This is a genomic window from Streptomyces sp. NPDC056361, assembly GCF_042262805.1.
Lineage (GTDB): Bacteria > Actinomycetota > Actinomycetes > Streptomycetales > Streptomycetaceae > Streptomyces.
The window spans coordinates 50788-77487 of record NZ_JBHJQI010000027.1; the positions used below are offsets into that span (position 1 = coordinate 50788).

Consider the following 26700-nt stretch of genomic DNA (forward strand, 5'->3'; position numbering starts at 1 on the left):
TTGGCACGGACATCCGGGACATCGCGTACCCGAACTCATCCATCTCAGGCGCCGTTTGTCGACTCACGAAAGATCAGCCATATCCGATGTGTTCAGGTATCACCGCCGAGGCGGTGGGCTTCCCCGTAAGCGGAATATCAGGGTCGACGACACACGCCGTTCACGATTTCGAATGACATTGACAGCCACGTGCAGACTCGAAATGATCCCGAACATCGAGCAGTTCCCCGTGCCGGGCACGGGGGCCTGGACCGGCACAGGGGGGAGACAGCGTGGACACCGTCGTCCGTCACCCCCCGGCCGGCGGAGTTCTCCGGTTCGAGGAGAACGCGGCGGCCCAGCCGCGGCCTTGGGACACGCACCGCATCGCACCGTCGCGAAGACCGGGACGACCGTCTCCGTCCCGTTCGACTGTCATCGGTTCCGGCACCCCAGAGGCATGCAATGCACGCAGCACCAGAGAGCCCCGCGCCCCGCACATCCGATCTGGTGGAGCGTGACGAGGCCCTCGCGACCCTCGACCTGCTGTTCGACAAGTCCGCCTCCGGCCGGGGGCGCATCGCCCTCGTCCACGCCCCGCTGGGCGGCGGCAAGAGCAAGCTCCTGCACGACTTCCTCGAAACCGTCGACCCCGACCAGGCCCTCGTGCTCAGCGCGACCGCGTCCCGTCCCGAGCGCGCACTCCCCTTCGGAGTCCTGTCGCAGCTCTTCCAGACCTCCCAGGTTCCGCAGCGCGTACGCGACGACATGGACGCCCTGTTCACCGCGATGCCGGCCCGCGAGGAGACCACCGGTCCCGTCGCTTCCGGCCCCTTCACCGCCGGTCCCTTCACCGCCGGCCTGCCCGCCGCGACCATGGCCGACCTCCGCAAGATCGTCCTGGCGCTGGTCGACCTCGCCGAGAACCGCCGGCTCGTGATCGGGATCGACAACCTCCACGAGGTCGACGCCCCCTCGCTGCGCTACCTGGCCTCGATCCTCCCCCGGCTCCGGAACGTGAGTTCGCTGGTCGTCATGACCGACGACACCGGCCGGCGCGCCACCGACGACCGGCTGCGGGTCGACCTGCTCCGGCAGCCCAACCTCCACCGGATCGACCTCGGCCTCCTCACCCGGGCAGGCGTCGGCCGACTGCTCACCCGGCACCTCGGCGCGACGGAGGCGGCCCGGCTCGCCCCCGGATTCGCCGACGCCAGCGGCGGCAACCCGCTCGTCCTCCAGAACCTCCTGAGCGACCACCGCGCCGGACTCGGGGACGATCCGCGCGCCTACGGCCGCGCCCTGCTGAACTGCCTCTTCCACGGCGAACCCGACCTGCTCGTCGTGCTGCGCGCCCTCGCGGTCCTCGGGGACGGCGCTCCGCCGCGGCGACTCGCCCTGCTCACCGGTCTCGACGTGCCCGCGACCGAAGGCGCCCTGCACGCCCTGAACAGTGCCGGGTTGCTGAACGCGACCGCGTTCCGACATCCCTCGGCGGCCGCCGAGGTGCTGGACGACATGCCGGCCGCCGACCACGCCGCACTGCGGCGCCGCGCCGCCGAACTCCTGCACGCCGAGAGCGCACCGGCCGTCGCGGTCGCCGAACAGCTCGTGGCCGTCGCGCACACCGGCCCGTCCTGGGCCGGGGACGTCCTCCTGGAGGCGGCCCGCGACTCCCTCGCCGCCCACCAACCCCGGCGGGCGGCCGACTACCTGGAGCTCGCCGAGCGCACCCGCGGCGACGACTCGTCCCGCGCGGCCGTACGGGCCCGGCTCGGCCGCCTCAAGTGGCAGCTCCGCCCGCCGACCGCCGTGCACTCCCTGGCACCGCTGGTCGAGGACGTCTCGGCCGGGCACACCGACACGCACGACCTGCTCGACCTGCTGTGGACCCTGTCCTGGCACGGCGAACTCGACACGGTCCAGGGTCTGCTGCAGCAGGCCGAGGCCGGACGGCACCGGCTCGACCCCGTGGACTCGGCCGCCCTGCACAGCGTGCGCACCTGGCTGACCTGCGTGTACCCCGCGCACCCGGGCGGCGGAGCCCGGCCTCCGGCACCGGCCGCCCCGCACCAGGCGCCGGGCCGGCAGATCGACCCCTGGTCGACGGCGGCGGCCCTCGCCGAGGACCTCATCCGCGGCGACGCCACCCGGCTCGCCGCCCGGGCCGACGCCGTACTGCACACGGCGCGGCCCGATCACCACTCGCTGTGGAGCGGCGAGGCCGCCCTGCTCGCCCTGCTGTGCCTGGTGTACACCGACAGCTTCGAGACCGCGACCGGATGGTGCGACCATCTGCTGGCCGAGGCCAGCACCCGCAACACCCCCACGTGGTCGGCGGTGTTCACCTCCGTACGGGCCGAAACGGCCCTGCGGGCGGGCGACCTGAACGCCGCTTCGGCCTCCGCGCGGGAGGCCCTGGACCTGCTGCCGGCCGACGCGTGGGGAGTCGCGCTCGGCCTGCCGCTGGGCACGCTCGTGCTGGCCGACGTCCGCAGGGGCAAGCTCGACCGGGCGGCGGCCCTGCTCGCGGAGCCGTTCCCGGAGGCGATGCTCCAGAGCCGCTACGGACTGCACTACCTGTACGCCCGCGGCCACTACCGCCTCGCCACCGGGCAGGCCCGGGCCGCGCTCGCCGACTTCCTGCAGTGCGGCAAGCTCACCCGGAGATGGGCCGTGCGCGGCACCGGGCCCGTGCCCTGGCGCACCAGCGCCGCCGAGGCCTGGCTCATGCTCGGCAAGCAGGACCAGGCCGGGCTGCTCGCGCGGGACGAACTGAGCAGGCTCTCGCCCGACAGCCACCGGGCCCGCGGCCTCGCGCTGCGCGTCCTCGCGGCGGCCGCGGGCACCGCCGAGCGGCCGCGGCTGCTCGAACAGGCCGTCGACGTCATCAAGGAGTGCGACGACAAGTTCGAACTGGCCCGCACCCTCAGCGACCTGTCCCGGGCGCACAAGGCGGCCGGCGACCACGGCAGTGCCCGGCGCGCGGCACGCAGGGCCTGGCCGATCGCCCGGGCATCCGGCGCCGAGACCCTCTGCCGCGAGGTCGCCCCCGGCGCGTCGGCTCCCGCCGAGCCCGCGGAGCGGCCGGCCAGGAAGGCCCCGAAGGGCGGCGCCCTCGGCACCGCCGCCCTGACCACCCGGGAGCGGCACGTCGCCACGCTCGCCGGCCGCGGCTACACCAACCAGGAGATCGCTGCCCAGCTGCTGATCACCCACAGCACCGTGGAGCAGCACCTCACCCGGGTGTTCCGCAAGCTGAATGTGAAGCGCCGTCAGGACCTGCCGTGACAGGCCCCGTTCACCCCGCCGGAAGGACACCCGCGTGACCCACGGAAAGCTGTTCGCGCTCAGCGACCAGCACGTCACCCATCAGGAGAACCGGCGGATCACGGAGTCCCTGCGCCCGGAGTCCGACGACGACTGGCTGCTCGTCGCCGGGGACGTCGGCGAGAAGTTCGAGGACATCGCCTGGGCCCTCCGGCTCCTCGCCGGCCGCTTCGCACGGGTCGTCTGGTCGCCCGGGAACCACGAGCTGTGGACCCACCCCGCCGACCCGGTCACGCTGCGCGGCGTCGCCCGCTACGAGGCCCTGGTCGAGCTGTGCCGCACCCTGGGCGTACTGACCCCCGAGGACCCGTACCCGGTCTGGCACGGCGAGGACGCGCCGGTGACGATCGCCCCGCTGTTCGTCCTGTACGACTACTCGTTCCTGGCGCCCGGGGCCCGCACCAAGGAGGAATCCCTGCGCGTGGCCCACGAGTCGGGCGTGGTGTGCACGGACGAGTACCTGCTGCACCCCGACCCGTATCCGTCGCGGGACGCCTGGTGCCGGGCCCGGGTCGCGCTCACCGAGGAGCGGCTCGCGGCCGTCGACCCCGGGCACGGCACGGTCCTGGTCAACCACTATCCGCTGGTACGGGAGCCCACCCGCGTCCTGCGCCATCCCGAGTTCGCGCAGTGGTGCGGCACGGAACTGACCGCCGACTGGCACCGGCGCTACCGGGCCGTCGCCGCCGTCTACGGGCACCTCCACATCCCCCGGGTCACCTGGCACGACGGGGTGCGCTTCGAGGAGGTGTCGATCGGCTACCCGCGGGAGTGGCGGCAGCGGCCGCCCCGCTCGCCGCTGCGCCGGATCCTTCCCCGTCCCGCGGCGGAGCGCACGGCGTGATCGCGGCGATCCTGCCCGAGGGGGTCGTCGGCGTCACCTCGTACGAGGAACTGCCGGCCGGGCGGAGCGGACCCGACCGGCTCTTTCCCGCCGAGTCGGCGGCGATCGTCCACGCGTCGGCGGGCCGGCGGGCGGAGTTCACCACCGTGCGCCTGTGCGCACGGCGCGCCCTGGCCGCGCTCGGCCTGCCGCCGGCTCCCCTGGTGCCCGGCAGGCGGGGCCTGATCACCTGGCCGGACGGGGTCAGCGGCAGCATGACGCACTGCGCCGGCTTCCGCGCGGCGGCCGTCGCGCGGACCGGGGTCGCGGCGTCCCTGGGGATCGACGCCGAACCGAACCTGCCGTTGCCCGCGGGCGTCCTGGCATCCGTGTCCCTGCCCCGCGAGGCGGCCGCGCTCGCCGGACTGGCCCGGCGCCGTCCCGACGTGCACGGGGACCGGCTGCTGTTCAGCGCCAAGGAGTCGGTGTTCAAGGCCTGGTACCCGCTGACCGGGCGCGAGCTCGAATTCGAGGAGGCGGAGGTCGAGTTCGACGCGGCGGGAAGCTTCTCGGCACGGCTGCTGGTGCCCGGGCCCGAGGTGGCCGGCCGGCGTCACGACACGTTCTCCGGGCGCTGGACGGTGGGGCGCGGCTTCGTGCTGACCTCGGTCACCCTGCCGGGAGTAAGGTGATGATCGGTCCGCCTCGGAGCGGCCCTCTCGTCCTGTCTGGAGGTACCGGTGCGGCGTGGTGAGGTCTGGTGGGCCGATTTCGGCGAGCGGCGGGCCGTGGTGCTGCTGTCGGAGAGGGCCGACGCCCAGTTCGTCGGGATGCAGATCGTCGAGCCGGTCACCGTCGACATCACGGGACTCGGCCTCGAAGTGCCCGTGGGCGCCGCCGACGGGCTGTCGCTCGACGGAGTGGTGCGGGTCGCCTTCCCCCAGCCGGGCATGACCCCCTGCACCTGGCTCGCGACGCTGACGGAGCGGGACGTGATCGAGCGGGCCGGGGTGCTGTCCGAGGCCAAGCTCGACGAGATCGAGGCGGCGCTCCGGCTCGGCGGCATCACCACGCAGGCCTGACGGAACCTTCGGGGCCGTCTCGGGGATCAGCCGAGGGCCCGGCGCTGCGCCGGGCGGACGCGGAGGCTCGGCCCCGACCGACCGGACGCGGAGGGCTCGACCCTGATCGACCGGACGCGAAGGCCCCGGCCCCGACCGACCGGACGCGAAGGCCCCGGCCCCGACCGGACGCCCCCTATGCCCCGGCGCAGGCCTCGGCGAAGTGGAACGCCACGTCGAGGGCCGGTCCGCGGTCCGGGCCGCCACCGGCCGCGGGGGCCGCTGCGACCGGGTCGACGTGGATGCCGCCCGGATGGGTCCCCAGGGAGCGGTGGACCTCGACGAAGCCCCGCACCTCGTCGCGTACCGCGTCGCGCGTGGTGTTGGCGCGCACCGGATCGCTCACCCAGCAGACCGAGGCGCCCTCCGCCCGCACCTTCTCGACGACCTCGGGCAGCAGGTCGCGGACCCGGTCCGCGCCCATCCCGGCCACGAGAGTGAGCCGTCCCGGCGCCCGGTGCGGATCGAGCCGGTCCACGTGGCCGAGCACCGAGTCCGGGGAGGTACCGGGTCCGAGCCTGACGGCGACGGGGTTGTGGACCGAGGAGAGGTGGCGGACGTGGTCTCCGCCCGGCTCGTGCGGCTCGGCCGGCCACAGCAGGTGCCCGGTCGTGGCGTACGGGACGTCATGGCCCGCTTCCGGGTGCGGCCCGGTCGCGGTGAGCGCCCGCTCGTAGGCGAGCAGCCGGCTCTCGTGCCCGACGAAGAACTCCGGCGGTGCGCCGGCACCGCTCGGGTCGAGGCCGTAGGACCGCAGCAAGGCGAGGCTCCGGCCGATGGCGGCCAGCAGCTCCCCGTGCGGGGCCCCGCAGTCCGGGCCGGCGGCGTGCTCCTCGTTCCAGGCGTGGAGCCGGTGCAGACCGGGGGCGGGAGCGGCGGTGAGGGCCCTCAGCAGGTTGAGCACCGTGACGGAGCTCTCGTACTCCCGGCGCAGCCCCTCGGCCGGGTCGTCCGGGGACGGCGGCGCGCACGATCCCACGGTCCAGCCGACCTTGACGACGGGCAGTGCCGTCGCGTGCGCGAGGACCAGCTCCATCTGGAGCAGGGTCCGCTGCCGCCGCCGCATCGCGTCCTCGGTGAGGGCGTGCAGCGGCTCGGCGCGGCTGCCGCCCTGCAGCAGGACGGCCTCGCCCCGGGCGACCGAGGCCGTGCGGCGGCGCAGTCGCGCGCACCCGGCCGCGAGGACCGGCGGTGGCATCGTCGCCAGTCGCCGTGCCTCGCGGCCGACGGGGCCGACGCCGGTGGTGTGGGTCACGGGAGGTCCTCGCCGCCGCGGGTCAACGGAGGGTGGGGGTCGGTGCCGCCAGCCGGTCCGCGATCAGGTCCGTCACCTTCTCGTGGTGGTCGACGAGGTAGAAGTGGCCGCCGGGCAGCGTGATCACCTCGAACGCGCCGGAGGTGTGCGCCCGCCAGGCGGCCGCGTCCGCCGCCGAGACCTTCGGGTCGTCCCCGCCGGTCAGCACGGTCACGGGGCAGCCGAGCGGCGGCCCGGCCTCGTACCGGTAGGTCTCCACGGCCCGGTAGTCCGCACGGATCACCGGCAGTGCCATGCGCATCAGTTCCTCGTCCGCGAGGACGCGCGGATCGGTGCCGCCGAGCTCCGCCATCGCGCGCAGCAGGCCCTGGTCGTCCAGTTCGTAGTCGAACTCGGCGCGGTGGATGTCCGGTGCGCGGCGGCCGGACGCGAAGAGCCGGACGGGCGGGTGGCCCTTCTCGGTCATCAGCCGGGCAACCTCGAAGCCGAGCAGGGAGCCGAGGCTGTGTCCGAACAGCGCGAGCGGCCGGTCCGTCCACGGGATCAGTTCGTCCACGACGCGTGCGGCGAGTTCGGTGAGGGATTCGATCAGGGGCTCGTTCCGGCGTTCCAGGCGTCCCGGGTACTGCACGGCGAGCACGTCGACGTGCGGGCTGAGGGCCTTGGCCACCGGGACGAAGAAGGGGGCCGAGCCGCCCGCGTGCGGCAGGCAGACGAGCCGGACCCGGGCGTCGGGTGCCGGACGGTACCGGTAGACCCAGGGCGAGTTGCGGTCGTCGGGCGTGGTCATGCTGCTCCTCGGAGGTCGTGCGGGGAGGGTGCGGACTGCGTGGGGGTCACGATGCCGTCCCGTCGTAGCGGAAGAAGCCCCGGCCCGCCTTCCGGCCGAGGTGGCCGTCCTCGACCATCCGGCTCAGCAAGGGGGGCACCTCCTCGATCAGGTCGTCGGAGTTGTCCCGCATGCTCCGCGCCACGGCGGTGATGGTGTCGATGCCGATCATGTCGAGCAGCGCCAGCGGCCCCATCGGATGGCCGCAGCCGAGGGTCATGCCGCGGTCGATGTCCTCGGCACTGGCCACGCCCCGCTCGTACATGCGGACGGCGGCCATCAGGTAGGGCACCAGCAGCGCGTTGACGACGAAGCCGCAGCGGTCCCGGGTCCTGACGACCTCCTTGCCGAGCAGGTCGACCACGTACGACTCGGCCCTGTCGACGGTCGCGTCGCCGGTGCGGTCGGATCGGACGACCTCCACGAGCGGCATGACCGGGACCGGGTTGAAGAAGTGCATGCCGACCACGGCCTCGGGGCGGCCGGTCACCTCGGCGAGGTCCGCCACGAGCAGGCTGGACGTCGTGGAGGCCAGGACGGCGTCCGGGTCGGTGACGACCGCGTCGAGCGTCTTGAACACCCGGCGCTTGGATTCGAGGTCCTCGGCCACGGCCTCCACCACGAGCTGCCTGTCGGCCAGTTCGGCGGGGTCCGCCGTGAACCGGAGGCGTTCGGCGGCGCCGGTGCGCTCCTCGGGAGTCATCCGCCCCTTGGCGACGGCCCGGTCGAGGGCGCGGAGGAGCCGGTCCGACGCGGGCCCGACGCGGTCCGGCGAGGAGACCACGACCCGTACGTCGAGTCCGGCCCGCAGGGACACCTCGGCGATCCCGGCGCCCATGGCGCCGCAGCCGACGACGCCCACTCGGTGCAGTGCGTCCGTCATCGGATTCCTCCTTGCGGGGCCGACCAGCGGAGCAGGCCGGCGCCGACCGCCATGCCCGCGCCGAAGCCGGCGAGCAGGACGAGATCGCCGTCGCGCAGCGCGCCCGAGCGGTTCGCCTCGTCCAGGGCCACGGGGACCGAGGCCGAGCCGATGTTGCCCGAGTGGCGCAGCGGCAGGTGGGTGTGGGCGCCGTCGAGGCCGCTGGCCGCGGCGAGTTCCGTCACCAGTCTGCCGTTGGCCTGGTGCGGCACGAAGTGGTGGACGTCGGAGGCTTCGTGGCCGCAGCGCTTGAGGAGGTCCGCGAGGATGCCGGGCACGTTGTCGAGGACGAAGTCCTTCACTCCCCGGCCCTGCATGCGCAGCAGGTGGCCGCCGTCGGCGACGGTCTCGGCGGAGGCCGGCCGGCGGCTGCCGCCCGCCTCCATGGCGATCAGCTCGTGGGCGTCGCCCCGGCCGACCAGCTCGATGTCGAGGAAGCCGCGCTCCGTGCCGGTCTCCGCGCCGGCGTCCGCGCCGGGCAGCGCGCCGACGACGGCGGCGCCCGCGCCGTCGCCGAAGAGGACGCTGGTGGCCCGGTCCTGGAAGTCCACGAACCGGGTGTACACGTCGGTGCCGATCACCAGGGCCTTGGTCTCCGGCCTGAGCGCGACGAACGCCCGCGCGACGGCCAGGGCGGTCACGAACCCGGTGCAGGCGATGTTGATGTCGAAGCAGGCGGCCCGGTGGGCGCCGAGCGCCCGCTGCACCAGGGAGGACGTCGCCGGGATCGGGGCGTCGCCGGTGGTGGTGGAGACGATGACGAAGTCGAGCCGGTCGGGGGCGAGTCCGGCCTGGTCCAGCGCGGCGCGGGCCGCGTGCACGGCGAGGTCGGAGGCGGCCTCGTCGGGTGCTGCGTAGCGGCGCTGGAGGATCCCGGTCCTGCTCTCGATCCACTCGGCGGAGGTGTTCGGCACCCGGGCGACGACGTCCTCGTTGGTGACCACCCGCTCGGGCAGGTAGGAGCCGGTGCCGAGGACGGTGACGGGCACGGCGTGCGTACGGTCGGTGTTCACGAGGGCCTCACCCGGCCGGCGTGGCGTCGGGCGCGAAGGCGCGCAGCGCGGTCAGCCGGTCCTCGCCGATGCGTGCGCGCAGCTCGGGGTCGGTGACGCCGAGGCCGGGCCGGTCGGCCAGGCACAGCACCCCGACCTTGCCGATGTGCTCGTTGAGCTGGACGAGCCGGGTCGCCTCGCCGATCTCCTCCAGCGGGTACAGGGCGGTGAGCGCCGGCATGATGCTGCCCTGGGTGAACAGCCGTGCGGTGTCGACCTGTTCCTGGAGGTTGGCGACGTGGCTGCCGATGATCCGCTTGAGCCGCATCCACAGGTAGCGGTTGTCGAACTGGTGCTGGTACCCGGTGCTCGACCCGCAGGTCACGACCGATCCGCCGCGGCGCACGACGAACACCGAGATGCCGAAGGTGGACCGGCCGACGTGGTCGAAGACGATGTGCGGGTCCTCGCCGACGCCCTGCCGGATCAGCCGGCCGAGGGCCTTGCCCTGTTCCACGACGCGTGCCGGGTCGTCTCCCAGGTCGTCGCCGATGCCGATGTCGGCCCGGTTGATGACGAGGTCGCAGCCGAGGGCGCGGGCCGCCTTCGCCTTCTCCTCGGAGCCCACGACGCCGACGGCGACGCCGCCGCCGTTCTTCACCAGCTGGACGGCGTACGCGCCGAGGCCGCCCGAGGCGCCCCAGATCAGGACCACGTCGCCCTGCTTCATCCGCGCGCCCCGGTCGCTCACCAGCATCCGGTACGCGGTTCCGGCGCAGGCCGGTGCGGTGGCGGCCTCCTCCCAGGTCAGGTGGGCCGGCTTGGGGATGAGCTGGCTGGCGCGCGCCACGCAGTAGTGGGCCAGGCCGCCGTAGTTCGTCTCGAAGCCCCAGGCGAGCTGGTGGTCGCTGAGCATGCCGTCGGCCTGGACCGACGCCTCCTGGTCGTCGACGCAGGCGGCGTTGACCATCACGTGGTCGCCGGTCTTCCAGCGGCGTACGCCGTTGCCGGCCCGCACGATCACACCGGCCGCGTCCGAGCCGAGCACGTGGAACGGCTGGTCGTGGCGGGACGCCCAGCCGCCCTCCTTCCCGTACGACTTGAGGAAGCGGAAGGTGGAGAGGGGTTCGAAGGTCGCCGACCAGACGGTGTTGTAGTTGATGGAGCTGGCCATGACGGCGATCAGCACCTCGTCGGGCGCCAGTTCGGGCATCGGGACGGGGCCGACGTGCAGGGTCTTGCGCACGTCCCGGTCTTCCACGCCCTGGAAGACGTTCTCGTCCTCCACCCGCAGGTGGGCGGCGGTGAACTCGGCCGGCAGCGGGGTGTTCGCCAGCACCTCGGGCGAGGCACCCGCCCGGACGGCTTCGGACAGTGACATGTCTGGTGTCCTTCTCACTGGGCCGCGACGGGCTGGAAGTAGGTGGTGTCGATCGTGCGGAGTTCCTCGTCGTTGCGGATGGGCCGCGGGCGCTCCACGCCGTCCTCGACGGACAGGAAGATGTTGGCGATCTGGACGACCTGGCCGTTATCGGTCCCGCGCCGGCGCCGCCGTACGAAGCGGTCCTCCTGGGCGCCGATGAGTTCGGCGAGCACCCGCCAGTCGCCGGGGTCGCGGGGCCGGGTCGTGAACCGGTACGCGTTCCGCCAGGGCTTGTTGCGGGTCTTGAACTCCAGGAGGTGGAACTCGCCCTGGCGCACCAGCCGGAAGTCGATCCCCTGCTGGTTCCGGGTCTCGCCGGAGAGGGGCAGCGGGTCCACGATCGATATGCCGCCGTTGCCGACGTCCACCAGCCAGTCCTCGCCGTCGACGGTGACGACCATGACCATGTGCTCGACGTCGGGCCCCCAGGCGCCGCCGAGGAGCTGCATGCTCGCCGACAGCAGCTTGACCTCGTAGCCCAGCTCCCCGAGCAGCCGGTGGAAGAGCAGGTTCAGGTCGGTGCAGATGCCACCGCGCCCCTTCAGCACGATCGTCTCGAAGACGGCGTCCGCGTCGAACTCGACGAAGTCGGTGCTGTGGATGAAGCCGTTGTCGTAGTGGAACCGGATCTGGTGCCTGCGGTGGATGTCCTGCAGGGTCGCCAGATCGGCGGCGGGGGCGGGACCGGAGTGCCCGATGTACTCCAGGTAGGTGTCCTTGTCGAACAAGGCCGTTCTCCTTTTGTGCCGTGTGCCGAGGGGAAGTCGAGGGGATGGGGGCGGGCGGGTCAGTCCGCGGTGAGCGCGTCGATGCGTTCGAGCAGCTGCTCGGCGAGCATCTCGACCGTCGGGTACTCGAAGGCGAAGGCGGCGGGGAGCCGCAGCCCGGTCAGGCCGGCCAGCCGGTTGCGCAGTTCGACCGAGGTGAGCGAGTCGAAGCCGACCTCGAACAGGACCGTCTCCGGACCGAAGTCGTCCGCCGAGAGGTGGCCGAGCACCGCCGCCGCCTCCTGGACGACCAGTTCGAGCAGGATCGCCCCGCGCTGTTCCCGGGGTGCCTTGGCGAGCGCCTCCGCGAGCCGGCTCGCCCCGGCCGCCGTGCCGTCGCCGACCGCCCGGCGGCCCACCCTGAGCAGGCCGCGCAGCAGCGGGGGCACGTGGTCGGCGCTCGTCGTGGCGCGCATGGCGGCGAAGTCGAACTTCGCCGGGGCCAGTACGGCGTCCGGGGCGCGCAGCGCGGCGTCGAAGAGCTCCATGCCCTCCTGCTCGGTGAAGGCGAGGATGCCGAGCCGGTCGATGCGCTGGATGTCGATCTCACCGAGGTGTTCCACGATCTCGGAGTTCTGCCCCCACCAGCCCCAGGCGAGGGAGGTCGCGGGCAGGCCGGCGGCGTGGCGGTGCTGTGCGAGGGCGTCGAGGTACGCGTTCGCCGCCGCGTAGCTGCCCTGGCCGGGGTTGCCGAGGGTGCCGGCGGCCGACGAGAAGAGCACGAAGGCGGCCAGGTCCAGGTCGGACGTCAGCTCGTGGAGGTGGACGGCCGCGTCGACCTTGGGCCGGAAGACCGTGTCGAGCCGCTCGGGGGTGAGGGCCGTGACGACGCCGTCGTCCAGCACGCCCGCCGTGTGGATCACGCCGGTCAGCGGGGCCTCGGCGGGTATCTCCGCGAGGAGTCCCGCCAGGGCCTCGCGGTCGGCGACGTCGCAGGCGGCGATCCGCACCCGGGCCCCCAGGCCGGTCAGTTCGGCCGCCAGCGCGTCGGCGCCGGGCGCCTCCGGTCCGCGGCGCGACACCAGCAGCAGGTTCCCGACCCGGTGTTCCCGCACCAGGTGGCGGGCGACGAGACCGCCGAGCGCGCCGGTGCCGCCGGTGATGAGCACCGTGCCGGCCGGGTCGAGGGTCCGCTGCCGTCCTCGCGCGGGCACGGCCCGCGCCAGTCGCGGCACGTGGACCGCTCCCTTGCGGACGGCCGCCTGCGCGTCCCAGGACGCCAGCACGCCCGGCAGGGCGCGCAGGGACTCCTCCGTGTCGTCGGTGTCGATCAGGACGACCCGGCCGGGGTTCTCGGCCTGCGCCGAACGCAGCAGGCCCCACACCGCGGCGGCCGACAGGTCGGTGAGCCCGCCCTCGGCGGCGACGGCCCCGTGGGTCACGGCGAGCAGCCGGCTGTCCTGCAGGGTGGGTTCGGCCAGCCATGCCTGGACCAGCTCCAGGACCTGGGCGGCCACGTCGCGTACCTCGCCGGCGTCGGCGCGGTCGCCGCCGAAGACGTCGAGGAGCAGGAGCGCGGTGTCGGTTCCGGCGAGGGCGCGGACGTCCTCGGCGGTGGCGACGGAGACCGCGCCGAGCTCGGCGTCCTGGGACTTGACCGTGGTCGGCTCCCACACCACGCGGAACATCTGCTCGGCCGCGGCTCCGGAGGAGGCGCGCAGGGCCGCCGCCTCCACCGGCCTGGCCACCAGTGACTCGACGGAGGCGACGGGAGCTCCGGTCGCGTCGGCGAGCTGCAGGGTGATCGTGTCCTCGCCGCTCGGGACCAGGCGCAGCCGCAGGGTGTCGGCCCCGGCCGCGTGCAGCCGTACGTCGCTCCAGGCGAAGGGCAGCACCAGTTCCCGCTCTCCGCCGCCCGGCCGGAAGACCCCGGCGTGGAGGCAGGCGTCCAGCAGCGCCGGATGCAGTCCGAAGCCCTCGGCCCTGCCGGCCTCCTCCGGCAGGGCGACCTCGGCGAAGACCTCCTCGCCCCGGGTCCACACGGCCCGCAGGCCCTGGAAGGCGGGCCCGTAGCCGTACCCGCTGCCGGCCAGTCCCTCGTACGCGGTGGCGGCCGCGTCCTCGACGGGCTCGGCGCCGCGCGGCGGCCACTGGGTCAGCTCGAAGTCGGGCTTGCCGTTCTCGGGCGCCAGCTGCCCCGACGCGAGCCGGGTCCAGGCGGTGGCCGGGCCGGCGTCCTCACGGCGGGAGTGGACGGTGAACCGGCGCCGTCCCGAGCCGTCCGCGTCGGCGACCTCCACCCGCAGGTGCACGCCGCCCTGTGCGGGCATGACGAGCGGGGCCTCGATCACCAGCTCGGCGAGGAGTTCGCAGCCGGCCTCCTCACCGGCCCGCAGGGCCAGTTCGACCAGGGCGGCGCCGGGTACGAGCACCGTCCCCGCGGCCGCGTGGTCCGCCAGCCACGGGTGCGAGAACAGCGAGAGGCGGGAGGTGAACAGGAGAGCGCCGGAGCCCGGGATCTCCGTCATCGCACCCAGCAGGGGGTGCGCGACGGCGGCCAGCCCCAGACCGGCCGGGTCGCCGGCGCCGGAGGCGGTGTCCAGCCAGTAGCTCTGCCGCTGGAAGGCGTAGGTGGGCAGTTCGGCCGCGGGGCCGCCGGCCTCGCCCGTCACCGCGGTCCAGTCGACGGGCACCCCTCGCACGTGGAGTGCGGCGAGCGCCTCCAGGAAGCGGCGGGGGCCGCTCTCCTCGCGGCGCAGCGTCCCGGTCACCAGCGGCGAGGCCACCTCGGCGGCTTCGAGGGACTGCTCGATCGCGGGGACGAGCACGGGGTGGGTGCCGGCCTCCACGAACACGTCGTGGCCTTCGGCGGCGAGGCCGCGCACCACCGGGTCGAGGCGGACCGTACGGCGCAGATTGCGGTACCAGTACCCGGCGTCGAGTCCCGCCGTGTCGAAGAGCCCGCCCGTCACCGTGGAGTAGAAGGGCACCTTGGAGGAGCGGGGGGCGAGGCCGGTCAGGGCTTCGCCGAGTTCCCGTTCGACGGACTCGACCTGTGCGGAGTGCGACGCGTAGTCGGCGGGGATCGGGCGGACCCGGACACCGGCGTCCTCGCAGCTACGGGTCAGCTCGGCCATCGCCTCGGGGTCACCGGCGACGACGAACGCCTCCGGGCCGTTGACCGCGGCGATGTCGAGCCTGCCGGGCCAGGGCGCGAGCAGTTCGGCCAGCCGCTCGGCGTCCGCCGCGACCGAGGCCATCGCGCCCCGGCCGGACAGCGAGGTCGCCACGACGCGGCTGCGGGTCACGACGACCTTCGCCGCGTCCGCCAGGGTCAGCCCGCCGGCCACGCAGGCCGCCGCGATCTCCCCCTGGGAGTGGCCGACCACCGCGTCCGGGACGAAGCCCGCGGCCTGCCACAGCGCGCCCAGGGAGACCATCACGGCGAACGACACGGGCTGTACGACGTCGACCGCTTCCAGCGAGGGCGCTCCCTCGGCCTGCCGGATCACGTCGAGCAGCGACCATCCGGTCAGCGGGTCCAGCGCGTCGGCGCACTCTCGCATCCGGGCCGCGAACACCGGGGACGAGTCGAGCAGATCGGCTCCCATGCCGGGCCACTGGCCGCCCTGGCCGGGGAAGACGAGCACCTTGCGCCCGTTGAGGGGGCCGCCCCGGGCGGTGACGAGACCCGGCGCGGACTCGTCCCCGCCCAGGGCCGCCAGGCCCGTCAGCGCCTCCTCGCGGTCACCCGCGACGAGGACGGCCCGCTCGGGCAGCCGGCCCCGGGTGCGGACGAGGGCACGCGCCGCGTCGACCGCGCTCACGTCCGGGTGCGCGGAGAGGTACGCGGCCAGCCGCCGGGCCTGTCCCGCGAGGGCCCCCCTGCCGCGCGCCGACAGGACGAGCGGAACCGGCCCGCGCACGACCGGCTCGGACCCGCCGTCGCTTCCGGCGGGCGCCGGCTCCGGGGCCTGTTCCAGGATGACGTGGGCGTTGGTGCCGCTGACGCCGAAGGAGGAGACGCCCGCCCGGCGCGGACGGTCGACCTCCGGCCAGGGCCGGGGCTCCGTCAGGAGCTCCACGGCACCGGCCGCCCAGTCCACCTGGGGCGTCGGCTCGTCGACGTGCAGCGTGCGCGGCAGCACGCCGTGCCGCATCGCCATCACCATCTTGATCACACCGGCGACGCCGGCGGCGGCCTGCGTGTGCCCGATGTTCGACTTCACCGACCCCAGCCACAACGGGCGGCCGGCTTCGTGCTCCTGCCCGTACGTGGCGAGCAGCGCCTGCGCCTCGATCGGGTCGCCCAGCGCGGTTCCCGTCCCGTGCGCCTCCACCGCGTCCACATCGGCGGGACGCAGGCCCGCGTTCGCCAGCGCCCGGCGGATCACCCGCTGCTGGGACGGACCGTTGGGCGCGGTCAGACCGTTCGACGCACCGTCCTGGTTCACCGCCGACCCTCGTACGACACCCAGGATCCGACGCCCGTTGCGCACCGCGTCCGACAGCCGCTCCAGGAGCAGGACACCCGCGCCCTCGGCCCAGCCCGTACCGTCCGCCGCGGCGGCGAAGGACTTGCACCGGCCGTTCAGCGCGAGGCCGCGCTGCCGCGAGAAGCCGACGAAGGCGGCGGCCTTGGCCATGACGGTGACGCCGCCGGCCAGGGCCAGCGAGGACTCGCCCGAGCGCAGCGACTGCGTCGCCAGGTGCAGGGCGACCAGGGACGAGGAGCAGGCCGTGTCCAGCGTCACCGCCGGGCCTTCCAGACCGAGGAAGTACGACACCCGGCCCGACACGATGCTTCCCGCACCGCCGGTCATCAGGTGGCCTTCGACGCTGTCGGGGTCCGAGGCCGCACCGTCCATGTACCCGACCGCGTAGTCCTGGTACATGTCGCCCGCGAACACGCCGACGGGTTCGCCGCGCAGCGAGGCCGGGTCGATGCCCGCCCGCTCCAGTGCCTCCCAGGACGTCTCCAGCATCAGCCGCTGCTGCGGGTCCATCGCCAGCGCCTCACGCGGCGAGATGCCGAAGAAACCGGCGTCGAACGCGTCCGCGTCGTGCAGGAACCCGCCCTCGCGCACGTAACTCGTCCCCGGGTGATCGGGGTCCGGGTGATACAGGTTCTCCAGGTCCCAGCCGCGGTTCACCGGGAACTCCGTGATGCCGTCACCGTCGGAGGCGACCAGGTCCCACAGCTCCTCCGGCGAGGACACCCCGCCCGGGAAACGGCATGCCATCCCCACGATCGCGACGGGTTCGGTCTGCCGCTCCCTGATCCTGCTGTTCTCGTTCTCCAGCCGCTCGTTCTCGATGAGTGACGCGCGCAGTGCCTCGACGACCCTGCTGTCCGAACCGGTCACGCTGTTGCTCCTTCTCCGAGGCCCTGCTGATTCCTTGCACTTCTCATCGCCCGTTCGACGAGGTCGTCGAGGTCCATCTCCGCGATCAGCGGCGTCGCGTCCTCCCGGGGTTCCGCGGCGGCCGGTCGGGCCTGCGGACCGTCGGCCAGTTCGAGGAGCTTGTCGAGGATCCCGAGCTCCTCGAAGCGGGCCAGCGGTGTCGCCGCCAGCACGCGGCGGATCTCGTCCTCGCGGCCGACGGCCGCCCCGCCGGCGGGGGCCTCGGGGAACAGCTCCTGCAGCAGGGCGCGGGCCAGCGCCTTGGGCGTCGGGTGATCGAAGATCGTCGTGGCCGGCAGGCGCAGACCGCTCAGGGCGGACAGCCTGTTCCGCAGCTCGACCGAGGTGAGCGAGTCGAACCCGACCTCGCTCAGGGCCCGTTCGGGCTCCACCTGCGCCCCCGAGGCATGCCCCAGGATCGTGGCGATCTCCCCGCGCACGACGTCCAGCAGGGCGTCCGCCCGCTGCGCCGTCGGGAGCGCCGCCAGCCGCCCGGGCAGGTCGGGGACCGCGGGGTCGCCGCTCCGCGCCGCGCGCCGGCCGGCCCGCACGAGGCCGCGCAGCAGTGCGTGGACGGATTCGGCCGTGGCGGCCTGTTCGCGCAGGACGGCGAAGTTCATCTTCACCGGGACGAGGACCGGGTCGGATGCCAGCAGACCCAGGTCGAACAGCTCCAGGCCCTCCCGTGCGGTGACTCCGGTTCCGCCGCCGCGCGACACCCGCCGCAGATCGGCCTCGGTGAGGTGCGCCGTCATGTCGCTGCTCTCCGCCCAGCCACCCCATGCCAGGGAGACGGCCGGCAGCCCCGCCGCGTGACGACGCCTGGCCAGCGCGTCGAGGAACGCGTTCGCGGCCGCGTAGTTGGCCTGCCCCGGATTCCCCAGCGTTCCGGCCGCCGACGAGAACAGCACGAAGGCCGCCAGGTCGAGATCGCGCGTGAGGTCGTCCAGGACCAGCGCCGCATCCGCCTTGGGACGGAACACCGCGTCGATGCGCTCCGGCGTCAGCGCCGTGAGCACACCGTCGTCCAGCACACCCGCCGTGTGCACGACACCGGTCAGCGGAGCGTCGGACGGTACGCCCGCCAGCACCCCGGCCACCGCCTCGCGGTCGGCCACGTCGCAGGCCACGACCCGTACCCGGGCGCCCAGTTCGGCCAGCTCCGCCTCCAGACCGGCCGCGCCCGGCGCGTCCGGCCCCCGACGGGACACCAGCACCAGACTCCGTATCCCGTGCTCCCGCACCAGATGACGGGCCACCAGCCTGCCCAGACCACCCGTACCGCCCGTCACCAGAACCGTCCCCGCCGGATCCAGCGCCCTGCCCCGCTCGGCCACGGGCACGGCCCGCGCCAACCGGGGCACGGAGACTCCACCGAACCCGATCGCCACCTGCGGCTCGCCCGAGCTCAGGACGGCGGCCAGAACGTTCTGGTCGACCGGATCGGCGTGGTCGACGCGGTCGGCAAGGCCGGCGAGGTCGGCATGACTGACCGGATCGACCTGGTCTGCCTGACCAGCCTGCCCGGCCCGGTCGGCCCCCTCGGCCCGGTCGTCTCCTTCGGCCCCTTCGGCCCCTTCGGACCAGGGATCGTCCGAGGCCACCAGCACGAACCGACCCGGGTGCTCGCCCTGCGCCGAGCGCAGCAGGCCCCACACCGATGCCGCCGCCAGGTCGTCGACCGGCCCCGTCACCACCACGAGCCGGCCGTCCTCCAGCGCCGGCTCGGCGAGCCACGCCTGGGCGAGTTCCAGGACCCGGCCCGTCACCTCACGCACGTCACCAGCGGCAGCGCGGAGATCGACGACGGCCGAGGCGGCACCGCCCGCGGCCAGGGCGGCCACCTCCTGGACGGTGGTCACGGTCGGCAGGCCGCCGCCCGTCACCGGGGTCCCGGGCAGGGTGAGCGGCGTCCATTCGAGACGGAACAGCGCGTCGCGCGTCCAGTCGGGCCCCGGCCCGGAGCCGAGGCTCTCCGGTGCCACGGGACGGGCCACCACGGACTCCACCGACGCCACCGGGGCGCCGGACGCGTCGGCCAGCCGCACGCTGACCGTGTCCGGACCGCCGGGCACGAGGTGGACGCGCACCGCGGACGCTCCGGCCGCGTACACGCGCACCTCGTTCCACGCGAACGGCAGCGCGAGCCGCCGCTCCGGTCGGTCCTGGCGGAGGACCGCGGCGTGGAAGCAGGCGTCCAGGAGGGCCGGGTGCAGCGCGTACCCGTCGGAGCCGCCCGCCTCCTCGGGAAGGGCGATCTCCGCGAAGATCTCCTCGCCCCGCGTCCAGGCCGCCCTCAATCCCCGGAACGCGGCCCCGTACCCGTACCCGCTCTCCTCCAACTCCCCGTACGCCGCACCGGCCGCGTCCTCCACCGGGACCGCGTCCCGGGGCGGCCACTGCGCCAGCTCGAAGTCAGGGGCACCGGCCCTGGCGGCCAGCTGCCCCGACGCGTGCCGGGTCCAGGCGGATCCGGGCTCGGCATCCTCAGGACGGGAGTGGACCTGTACGGTCCGGCGCCCGTCCTCGTCGGCCGCACCGACCTCCACCCTCAGCTGCACGGCACCCTGCTCGGGTACCACCAGCGGAGCCTCGATCAGCAGCTCCGACAGCGCCTCACAGCCCACCTCGTCGCCGGCCCGCACCACCAGCTCGACGAACGACGTGCCCGGTGCGATCACCACCCCGCCCACGGCGTGGCCGACGAGCCACGGATGCGTACGCAGCGACCACCGCGAGGTGAACAGCAGCGCCCCGGAACCGGGCACCTCGGTGACCGCGCCCAGCAACGGGTGATCGACGCCGAGCAGGCCGAGACCCGCGGGATCTCCCGAGCCCTCGCCGTTCTCCAGCCAGTAGCGCTGTCGCTGGAAGGCGTACGTCGGCAACTCCACCGGCCAACCCGACCCGTCACCCAACAGCGCCCGCCACTCCACCGCCGCGCCACGCACATGCAGACCCGCCAGCGCCGACACGAACGCACGCACCTCGTCGCCCTCACGACGCAGCGACGGTACGAAGACGGAACCCTCACCCGTCACACAGTCCGCACCCATCGCCGACAACACCGCGTCCGGACCCAACTCAAGGAACGTGGACACACCCGCCCGCTCCAACGCCCGCACCCCGTCGGCGAATCGCACGGCCGCACGAACGTGCTCCACCCAGTACTCAGGACGGCGCACCAGCTCCGGATCCGCGATCTCCCCGGTCACGTTGGAGACCAGCACATGCCGCGGCGATTGGAACTCCAGCCCCTTCACCACCGCCCCGAACTCCTCCAACATCGGCTCCATGAGCGCCGAGTGGAAGGCGTGCGAGACGGACAGACGCCGGGTCTTCACACCCTGAGCCGCCAACTCATCTGCCATTGCCAGGACTTCGTTCTCGACGCCGGAGACGACGATGGAGACCGGGCCGTTCACGGCGGCGATGTCGACGCCCGAGGTCAGCAGCGGACGCACGACCTCCTCGGGAGCGGCCACCGACACCATCGCCCCGCCGGACGGAAGCTGCTGCATCAGGCGGCCGCGCGCCGCCACCAGCGTCGCCGCGTCCTCCAGCGACAGCACGCCCGCCACGTGCGCGGCCGTCACCTCGCCCACCGAATGACCACCGACGAAGTCCGGGCGGACACCCCACGACTCCACCAGCCGGAACAGCGCCGTCTCCACGGCGAACAGCGCGGCCTGGGTGAACACCGTCCGATCCAGCGGCGCGCTCTCCGTCCCGAAGACGACCTCCGCGACGGACTGCTCGACGTGTCCGGCCAGCCGCGCGTCCAGCGCCGCGCACGCCGCGTCGAACGCCTCCCGGAACACCGGATAGCGCTCGTACAGGCCCCGGGCCATTCCGACCCGCTGACTCCCCTGCCCCGTGAACAGGACTGCCAGCCGACCACCGTCCACAGCCGTTCCCGTCGCGAGCGCCGGGTCAGGCTCGCCCTTGCCCAGCGCGTCCAGGCCCCTCAAGGCCTCGGCGCGGTCGTCGGCCACGATCACGGCACGCTCCGAGAGGGCGCTCCGTGTCCCGGTCAGCGCGCGCCCGGCATCCGCCAGGCCCAGTTCCGTGCGCTTCGACAGGAACGACGCCAACTCCCTTGCCTGGGCGGCCAGTCCTACCTTGCCGCGGGCCGACACGACCAGGGGGACCGGTCCGGGGACGGGAGCCTCGGTCTCGGGCGTCTCTGCCGGCGCCGGCTCCGGGGCCTGCTCCAGGATCACGTGCGCGTTGGTGCCACTGGCGCCGAAGGAGGAGACGCCCGCCCGGCGCGGCCGGTCGAGTTCGGGCCAGGGACGGGCCTCCGTCAGGAGCTCCACCGCACCTGCCGACCAGTCCACCTGCGGGGTCGGTTCGTCGACGTGCAGCGTGCGCGGCAGCACACCGTGCCGCATCGCCATCACCATCTTGATGACACCGGCGACACCGGCGGCGGCCTGCGTGTGCCCGAGGTTCGACTTCAACGAGCCCAGCCACAAAGGCCGTTCCGCATCGCGATCCTGCCCGTACGTGGCGAGCAGCGCCTGCGCCTCGATCGGGTCGCCCAGCGAAGTTCCCGTCCCGTGCGCCTCCACCGCGTCGACGTCCTTCGCCGTGAGTCCCGCGCCGGCCAGAGCCGCGCGGATGACGCGCTGCTGAGAGGGGCCGTTGGGTGCGGTGAGGCCGTTCGAGGCGCCGTCCTGGTTGAGGGCCGTGCCACGTACGACGGCCCAGATCCGGCGTCCGTTGCGCACGGCATCGGAGAGTCGTTCGAGGAGGAGGACGCCGGCGCCCTCGGACCAGCCGGTGCCGTCCGCTGTGGCCGCGAAGGCCTTGCAGCGGCCGTCGGGCGCGAGGCCGCGCTGCCGGGAGAACCCGACGAACGCGCCCGGCGAGGTCATGACCGTGACGCCGCCGGCCAGGGCGAGCGAGGACTCGCCGGAGCGGAGTGACTGCACCGCGAGGTGCAGGGCGACGAGGGAGGACGAGCAGGTGGTGTCGACGGTGACGGCGGGGCCTTCGAGGCCGAGGACGTACGAGATGCGGCCGGAGAGCACTCCGCCGAGGGCGCCGGTCAGGAGGTAGCCCTCGACGTCGTCGGGGACGTTGCCGGGCTCGGGCCGGTAGTCGCTGCCGACCGCGCCGGTGAAGACGCCGACGGGCTTGCCCCGCAACCCGGCCGGATCGACACCCGCCCGCTCCAACACCTCCCACGACGCCTCCAACATCAACCGCTGCTGAGGATCCATCCCCAACGCCTCACGCGGCGAAATACCGAAGAACCCCGCATCGAACCCCGCAGCATCCTCCAAAAACCCACCCTCACGGGCATAACTCGTCCCCACCCGATCCGGATCGTCATCGAACAACGACCCCAGATCCCACCCGCGATCCCCCGGAAAACCACCGATGACATCCACCTCATCGGCAACCAACCGCCACAGATCCTCCGGCGACGACACCCCACCCGGAAAACGGCACGCCACCCCCACGATCGCCACCGGCTCGGTGCTCGTGGCACTCAACTCGGCTATGCGCTGCCGGGCTTGGTGCAGGTCGGCGGTCACCTTCTTGAGGTACTTGAGGAGCTTCTCTTCGTTCCCCACCTGGCTCATCTGTTTATCCCTCTCCGAATTCCACGTCGATGAAGGCGAAGACGTCGTCCACCGAGGCCGATTCGAGCCTGGCCGCGACGTCGGCCCCGTCCGTGCGGGCGACGCCGCCCGCTGCCTCCAACTTCGCGGTCAGTGCCTGGAGCCGGGTGATGAGGCCGGTGGCCTCGATCCGGTCGGGGGCGAGCGAGCCGGCCGCGTCTTCGAGCCGGCGGAGTTCGGCGAGGACCGGTTCCTCGGCCGTGTCGGTGCTGAAGAGCTCGTCCCTGAGGAAGTGCATGAGTGCGACGGGTGTCGGGTGGTCGAAGATCAGCGTGCTGGGCAGGCGCAGGCCGGTGACGCGGGAGAGCCGGTTGCGCAGGTCGACGGCGGCGAGGGAGGTGAAGCCGGCCTCGCCGAACGCGCGGCCGGGCGGCAGTTCGGCCTCGGAGGTGTGGCCGAGTACGGCGGCCGCCGAGGTGCGGACCAGGGTGAGCAGGGTGTGGTCCCGTTCCTCCGGGGACAGGGCGGCGAGGCGCTGGACGAGGCTGCGGGCGTCGGCGGCCGCGTCCTCCCGTGACGTCTCGTCGTCCAGGCCCGGTACCGCCGTGCCTTCTGTGCGGACTCCGGCGCCCCAGGTGGTGTCGAGCCAGTACCGCCGGTGCTGGAAGGCGTAGGTCGGCAGCTCCACCGGTCGGCCCGGGCCCCGCCCCAGGACGGCGTTCCAGTCGACGGCCACTCCGCGCACGTGGAGGGCGGCCAGGGATTCCAGGAAGCGGCGCGGGCCGCTCTCGTCCCGGCGCAGGGTCCCGGTCACCGCCTTCGGGGCGGCGGTGGCGCCGTCCTCCAGGGTCTGCTCGATCGCGGGGACCAGCACCGGGTGCGTGCTGACCTCCACGAACACGCCGTGGCCGGCGGCCGCGAGGGCGCGTACGGCGGGGTCGAAGCGGACGGTCCGGCGTACGTTGCGGTACCAGTAGCCGGCGTCGAGCCCGGCGGTGTCGAACAGGTCGCCGGTCACCGTCGAGTAGAACGGGACCGTGCCCGACCGGGGCGAGAGACCGGCCAGGGTGCGGCGCAGTTCGCCCTCGATGGCCTCCATCTGGACGGAGTGGCCGGCGCTGTTGTTGAGGAGGAGCTGCCGCGCCCGGATTCCCGCGGCCTCGCAGTCGGCGAGGAGTTCGCCGAGCGCCTCCAGGTCACCGCTGACGACCGTCGAGGCGGGGCCGTTGACGGCGGCGATGTCGAGCTTGCCCGGCCATGGCCCGATGCGGTCCGCCACGCGGTCCACGGGCTCGGCGATCGATGCCATGCCTCCCTTGCCGGGCATGCCGACGATCGCGCGGCTGCGCATGACGACCAGGGTCGCCGCGTCCTCCAGGGTGAGGCCGCCGGCCACGCAGGCGGCGGCGATCTCGCCCTGCGAGTGCCCCACGACCGCGTCGGGCACGACGCCGGCGGCCTGCCAGAGCGCCGCGAGGGACACCATGACGGCGAACGAGACGGGCTGTACGACGTCGATGGTGTCCAGCGAGGGAGCGCCCTCGGCCTGCCGGACGACGTCGAGCAGCGACCAGCCGGTCAGCGGGTCCAGGGCCTTCGCGCACTCCTCCATCCGGGCCGTGAACACGGGTGCGGCGTCGAGGAGGTCGGCTCCCATGCCGGCCCATTGGGCGCCCTGCCCGGGGAAGACGAAGACCTTCCGCCCCTTGACGGCCCCGCCTTCGCCGACGACGAGGCCGGGCGCGTCCTCGGCGCCGGCGATGCCCGGCGTCCCCTCGGGATCGGCGGGACCCGCGAGGGCTTCGAGTCCGGCCAGCGCCTCGGCGCGGTCGCCCGCGACGACGACGGCCCGATCGGGCAGCAGGCTCCGGGTGCGGACGAGCGAGCGTGCCACGTCGTGCGTGCGCACCTCGGGGCCGGCGGCGAGGAAGGCGGCCAGCTCGCGCGCCTGTGCGGCGAGTCCTGACGCGGAGCCGCGGGCCGACACCAGCAGCGGGACGGCTTCGGCGCCCAGCAGGCCGTGTGTGTCCTCTTCGGCGTCGGCGGTGGTCGGCGCGGGTTCCGGGGCCTGTTCGAGGATCACGTGGGAGTTGGTGCCGCTGACGCCGAAGCTGGACACCCCGGACCGGCGCGGCCGGTCCAGCTCGGGCCAGGGGCGGGCCTCGGTCAGTACCTCGACGCGGCCGGTCGTCCAGTCGACGTGCGGGGTCGGCTCGTCGACGTGGAGGGTGCGGGGCAGCACGCCGTGCCGCATCGCCATCACCATCTTGATGACACCGGCGACGCCGGCGGCGGCCTGCGCGTGCCCGATGTTCGACTTCAGCGAGCCGAGCCACAGGGGCCGCTCGGCGTCGCGGTGCTGCCCGTAGGTCGCGAGGACTGCCTGTGCCTCGATGGGGTCGCCGAGGGCCGTGCCCGTGCCGTGGGCCTCCACCGCGTCGACGTCGGCGGGGACCAGGCCGGCGTCGGCGAGCGCCGTGCGGATCACGCGCTGCTGCGAGGGTCCGTTGGGCGCGGTCAGGCCGTTGGACGCGCCGTCCTGGTTCACTGCGGAGCCGCGGACCACTCCCCAGATCCGCCGCCCGTTGCGCACCGCGTCCGAGAGCCGCTCCAGGAGCAGCACGCCCGCGCCCTCGGCGAGTCCGGTGCCGTCGGCCGTCCCGGCGAACGCCTTGCAGCGGGCGTCGGCGGACAGGCCGCGCTGGCGCGAGGAGCCGATGAGCGTGAAGGGCGTGGCCATCACGGTCACGCCGCCGGCCAGCGCGAGCGAGGACTCCCCCGACCGCAGCGACCGCACCGCCAGGTGCAGGGCCACCAGCGAGGACGAGCACGCGGTGTCGACGGTCACCGCCGGTCCTTCGAGGCCCAGGACGTACGACACCCGGCCCGCGAGCACGCTCAGCGAGGCGCCCGTCATCAGGTGGCCTTCGAGGCCCTCCGGGACGGCGTGCGTGTCGGCGCGGTAGTCGCCGCCGGCGGTGCCGGTGAAGACGCCGACGTCGGTGCCGCGCACGCCGGCCGGATCGATCCCGGCCCTCTCCAGGGCCTCCCACGAGGTCTCCAGCATCAGCCGCTGCTGCGGGTCCATCGCCAGCGCCTCGCGCGGCGAGATGCCGAAGAATCCGGCGTCGAACCCGGCGACGTCGTCCATGAAGCCGCCCTCACGGGCGTAGCTCGTTCCCGCGTGGTCCGGATCGGGGTCGTACAGCGCCTCGCGGTCCCAGCCCCGGTCCTCGGGGAACTCGGTGATGACGTCGGACTCGTCGGCGACGAGCCGCCACAGGTCCTCCGGGGTGGTCACCCCGCCCGGGAGGCGGCAGGCCATGCCGACGATGGCGATCGGCTCGGTGTTCGCGCCCTCCAGTTCACGCACCCGGCTCTGGTAGCGGCGGGCGTCCGCGAGAACGCGCTTCAGATAGTCGCGGAGCTGCTGCTCGTTGCTCATGCCGTGTGCCCTTCCTCAAGGCCGAACTCGCTGTCGATCAGCTGGAACATCTCGTCGTCGGTGGCCGAGTCGAGATCGATCTCCTCGGCCGCGCCCTCCGGTCCGCCCGGCCCGCTCGCTCCGGGGGCGTGCTGCCAGCGGGCGGTCAGCGACGTGAGCCGGGCGAGGACCCGGCGGCGGGCCGTTTCGTCGGGTTCGATCGCGGCGAACGACGCTTCGAGACCGTCGAGTTCCGCCATCAGGAGTTCGACCTCGTCCGTGTCCTGGCCGAGTTCCCCCTCCAGGTAGGCCGTCAGCCGCATCGGGGTCGGGTGGTCGAAGATCAGCGTGGCGGGGAGCCGCAGTCCGGTCAGGGCGGAGAGCCGGTTGCGCAGTTCGACGGAGGTGAGGGAGTCGAACCCGATCTCGTTCAGCGCCCGGTCCGGCTCGGCCTGGTCGGCGGACGCGAAGCCCAGGATGGCCGCGGCCTCGTGCTGGACCATCTCCAGGAGGATGCGTTCCCGCTCGTTGCGTGACACCCGGGCCAGCCGCTTGGCGAGGGTGTCCGGGTTCGCGTCGGCGCCCTGGGCGGAGCGCCGTCCCGCCGACACGAGCCCGCGCAGGACGGCGGGCACCGCACCGCTCCCGGCCCGGGCGCGCAGGGCCGCGAAGTCCAGCTTCACCGGCAGCAGGGCGGCTTCGGGCGCCTGGAGCGAGGCGTCGAACAGCTCCATGCCCTCGTCGGCGGTGAACGCGATCATGCCGCCCCGAGCGATGCGCTTCTGGTCGGCCTCGCTCAGGTGCGCGCTCATGTCGGTCGCCTGTGCCCACAGGCCCCAGCCGAGCGAGGTCGCGGCCAGCCCTCGCGCCCGCCGATGCTGCGCGAGCGCGTCCAGGAACGCGTTGGCCGCCGCGTA

General features: G+C 73.7%; 14 protein-coding genes. 4 read left to right on the forward strand and 10 right to left on the reverse strand.

Annotated features, from left to right (window positions below; genetic code table 11):
- The first annotated feature begins 489 nt into the window (after positions 1–489).
- Genes ACFCY7_RS11805 through ACFCY7_RS11820 form a run of 4 tightly spaced genes read left to right on the forward strand, consistent with a single transcriptional unit; the run spans position 490 to position 5214 of the window.
- Positions 490–3270 carry an AAA family ATPase gene (locus tag ACFCY7_RS11805; protein WP_376483603.1) on the forward strand — a complete coding sequence of 927 codons (2781 nt, stop codon included), beginning with the start codon at positions 490–492 and terminating at the stop codon, positions 3268–3270.
- A 34-nt stretch (positions 3271–3304) separates the two neighbouring features.
- Positions 3305–4153, forward strand: a complete 849-nt coding sequence (locus ACFCY7_RS11810; protein ID WP_376483605.1) for a metallophosphoesterase family protein — start codon at positions 3305–3307, stop codon at positions 4151–4153.
- A complete protein-coding gene (locus ACFCY7_RS11815; RefSeq protein ID WP_376483607.1) occupies positions 4150–4824 on the forward strand; it encodes a 4'-phosphopantetheinyl transferase in 675 nt (224 codons plus the stop codon). The genes ACFCY7_RS11810 and ACFCY7_RS11815 overlap by 4 nt, the downstream gene beginning before the upstream one ends.
- Positions 4825–4872: 48 nt before the next feature.
- Positions 4873–5214: a type II toxin-antitoxin system PemK/MazF family toxin gene (locus ACFCY7_RS11820; protein ID WP_376483609.1), complete on the forward strand. Its 342-nt coding sequence runs from the start codon at positions 4873–4875 to the stop codon at positions 5212–5214.
- Positions 5215–5389: 175 nt separating this feature from the next.
- Here the strand turns inward: ACFCY7_RS11820 and ACFCY7_RS11825 are convergent, their stop codons facing one another.
- The 10 genes from ACFCY7_RS11825 to ACFCY7_RS11870 form a co-directional block, all read right to left on the reverse strand.
- On the reverse strand, positions 5390–6508 hold the full coding sequence (locus tag ACFCY7_RS11825) for a 3-deoxy-7-phosphoheptulonate synthase (RefSeq protein WP_376483611.1): 1119 nt from the start codon (positions 6506–6508) through the stop codon (positions 5390–5392).
- Positions 6509–6530: 22 nt separating this feature from the next.
- Positions 6531–7298 (reverse strand): thioesterase II family protein, encoded by a 768-nt coding sequence (locus ACFCY7_RS11830; RefSeq protein ID WP_376483613.1) that lies wholly within the window; start codon positions 7296–7298, stop codon positions 6531–6533.
- A 46-nt stretch (positions 7299–7344) separates the two neighbouring features.
- Positions 7345–8220, reverse strand: coding sequence for a 3-hydroxybutyryl-CoA dehydrogenase (locus ACFCY7_RS11835; RefSeq protein WP_376483615.1), 876 nt, complete (start codon positions 8218–8220; stop codon positions 7345–7347).
- Positions 8217–9272 (reverse strand): 3-oxoacyl-ACP synthase III family protein, encoded by a 1056-nt coding sequence (locus ACFCY7_RS11840; protein ID WP_376483616.1) that lies wholly within the window; start codon positions 9270–9272, stop codon positions 8217–8219. Before ACFCY7_RS11840 ends, ACFCY7_RS11835 begins: the two co-directional genes overlap by 4 nt.
- A gap of 7 nt (positions 9273–9279) precedes the next feature.
- Complete coding sequence (gene ccrA, locus ACFCY7_RS11845) at positions 9280–10632, reverse strand: crotonyl-CoA carboxylase/reductase (protein WP_376483618.1); 1353 nt, start codon at positions 10630–10632, stop codon at positions 9280–9282.
- A 14-nt stretch (positions 10633–10646) separates the two neighbouring features.
- Entirely contained in the window at positions 10647–11402 is a 756-nt protein-coding gene (locus ACFCY7_RS11850) for an arylamine N-acetyltransferase (RefSeq protein WP_376483619.1), read from the reverse strand.
- Between the two features lie 59 nt (positions 11403–11461).
- Positions 11462–16747, reverse strand: a complete 5286-nt coding sequence (locus tag ACFCY7_RS11855) for a type I polyketide synthase (RefSeq protein WP_376483621.1) — start codon at positions 16745–16747, stop codon at positions 11462–11464.
- Complete coding sequence (locus ACFCY7_RS11860) at positions 16744–22371, reverse strand: type I polyketide synthase (RefSeq protein ID WP_376483634.1); 5628 nt, start codon at positions 22369–22371, stop codon at positions 16744–16746. The genes ACFCY7_RS11855 and ACFCY7_RS11860 overlap by 4 nt, the downstream gene beginning before the upstream one ends.
- A 13-nt stretch (positions 22372–22384) precedes the next feature.
- Positions 22385–25804 (reverse strand): type I polyketide synthase, encoded by a 3420-nt coding sequence (locus ACFCY7_RS11865; protein ID WP_376483623.1) that lies wholly within the window; start codon positions 25802–25804, stop codon positions 22385–22387.
- Positions 25801–26700 (reverse strand): beta-ketoacyl reductase (locus ACFCY7_RS11870; protein ID WP_376483625.1); only part of this gene is annotated, 900 nt, incomplete at its 5' end. The genes ACFCY7_RS11865 and ACFCY7_RS11870, both read right to left, overlap by 4 nt.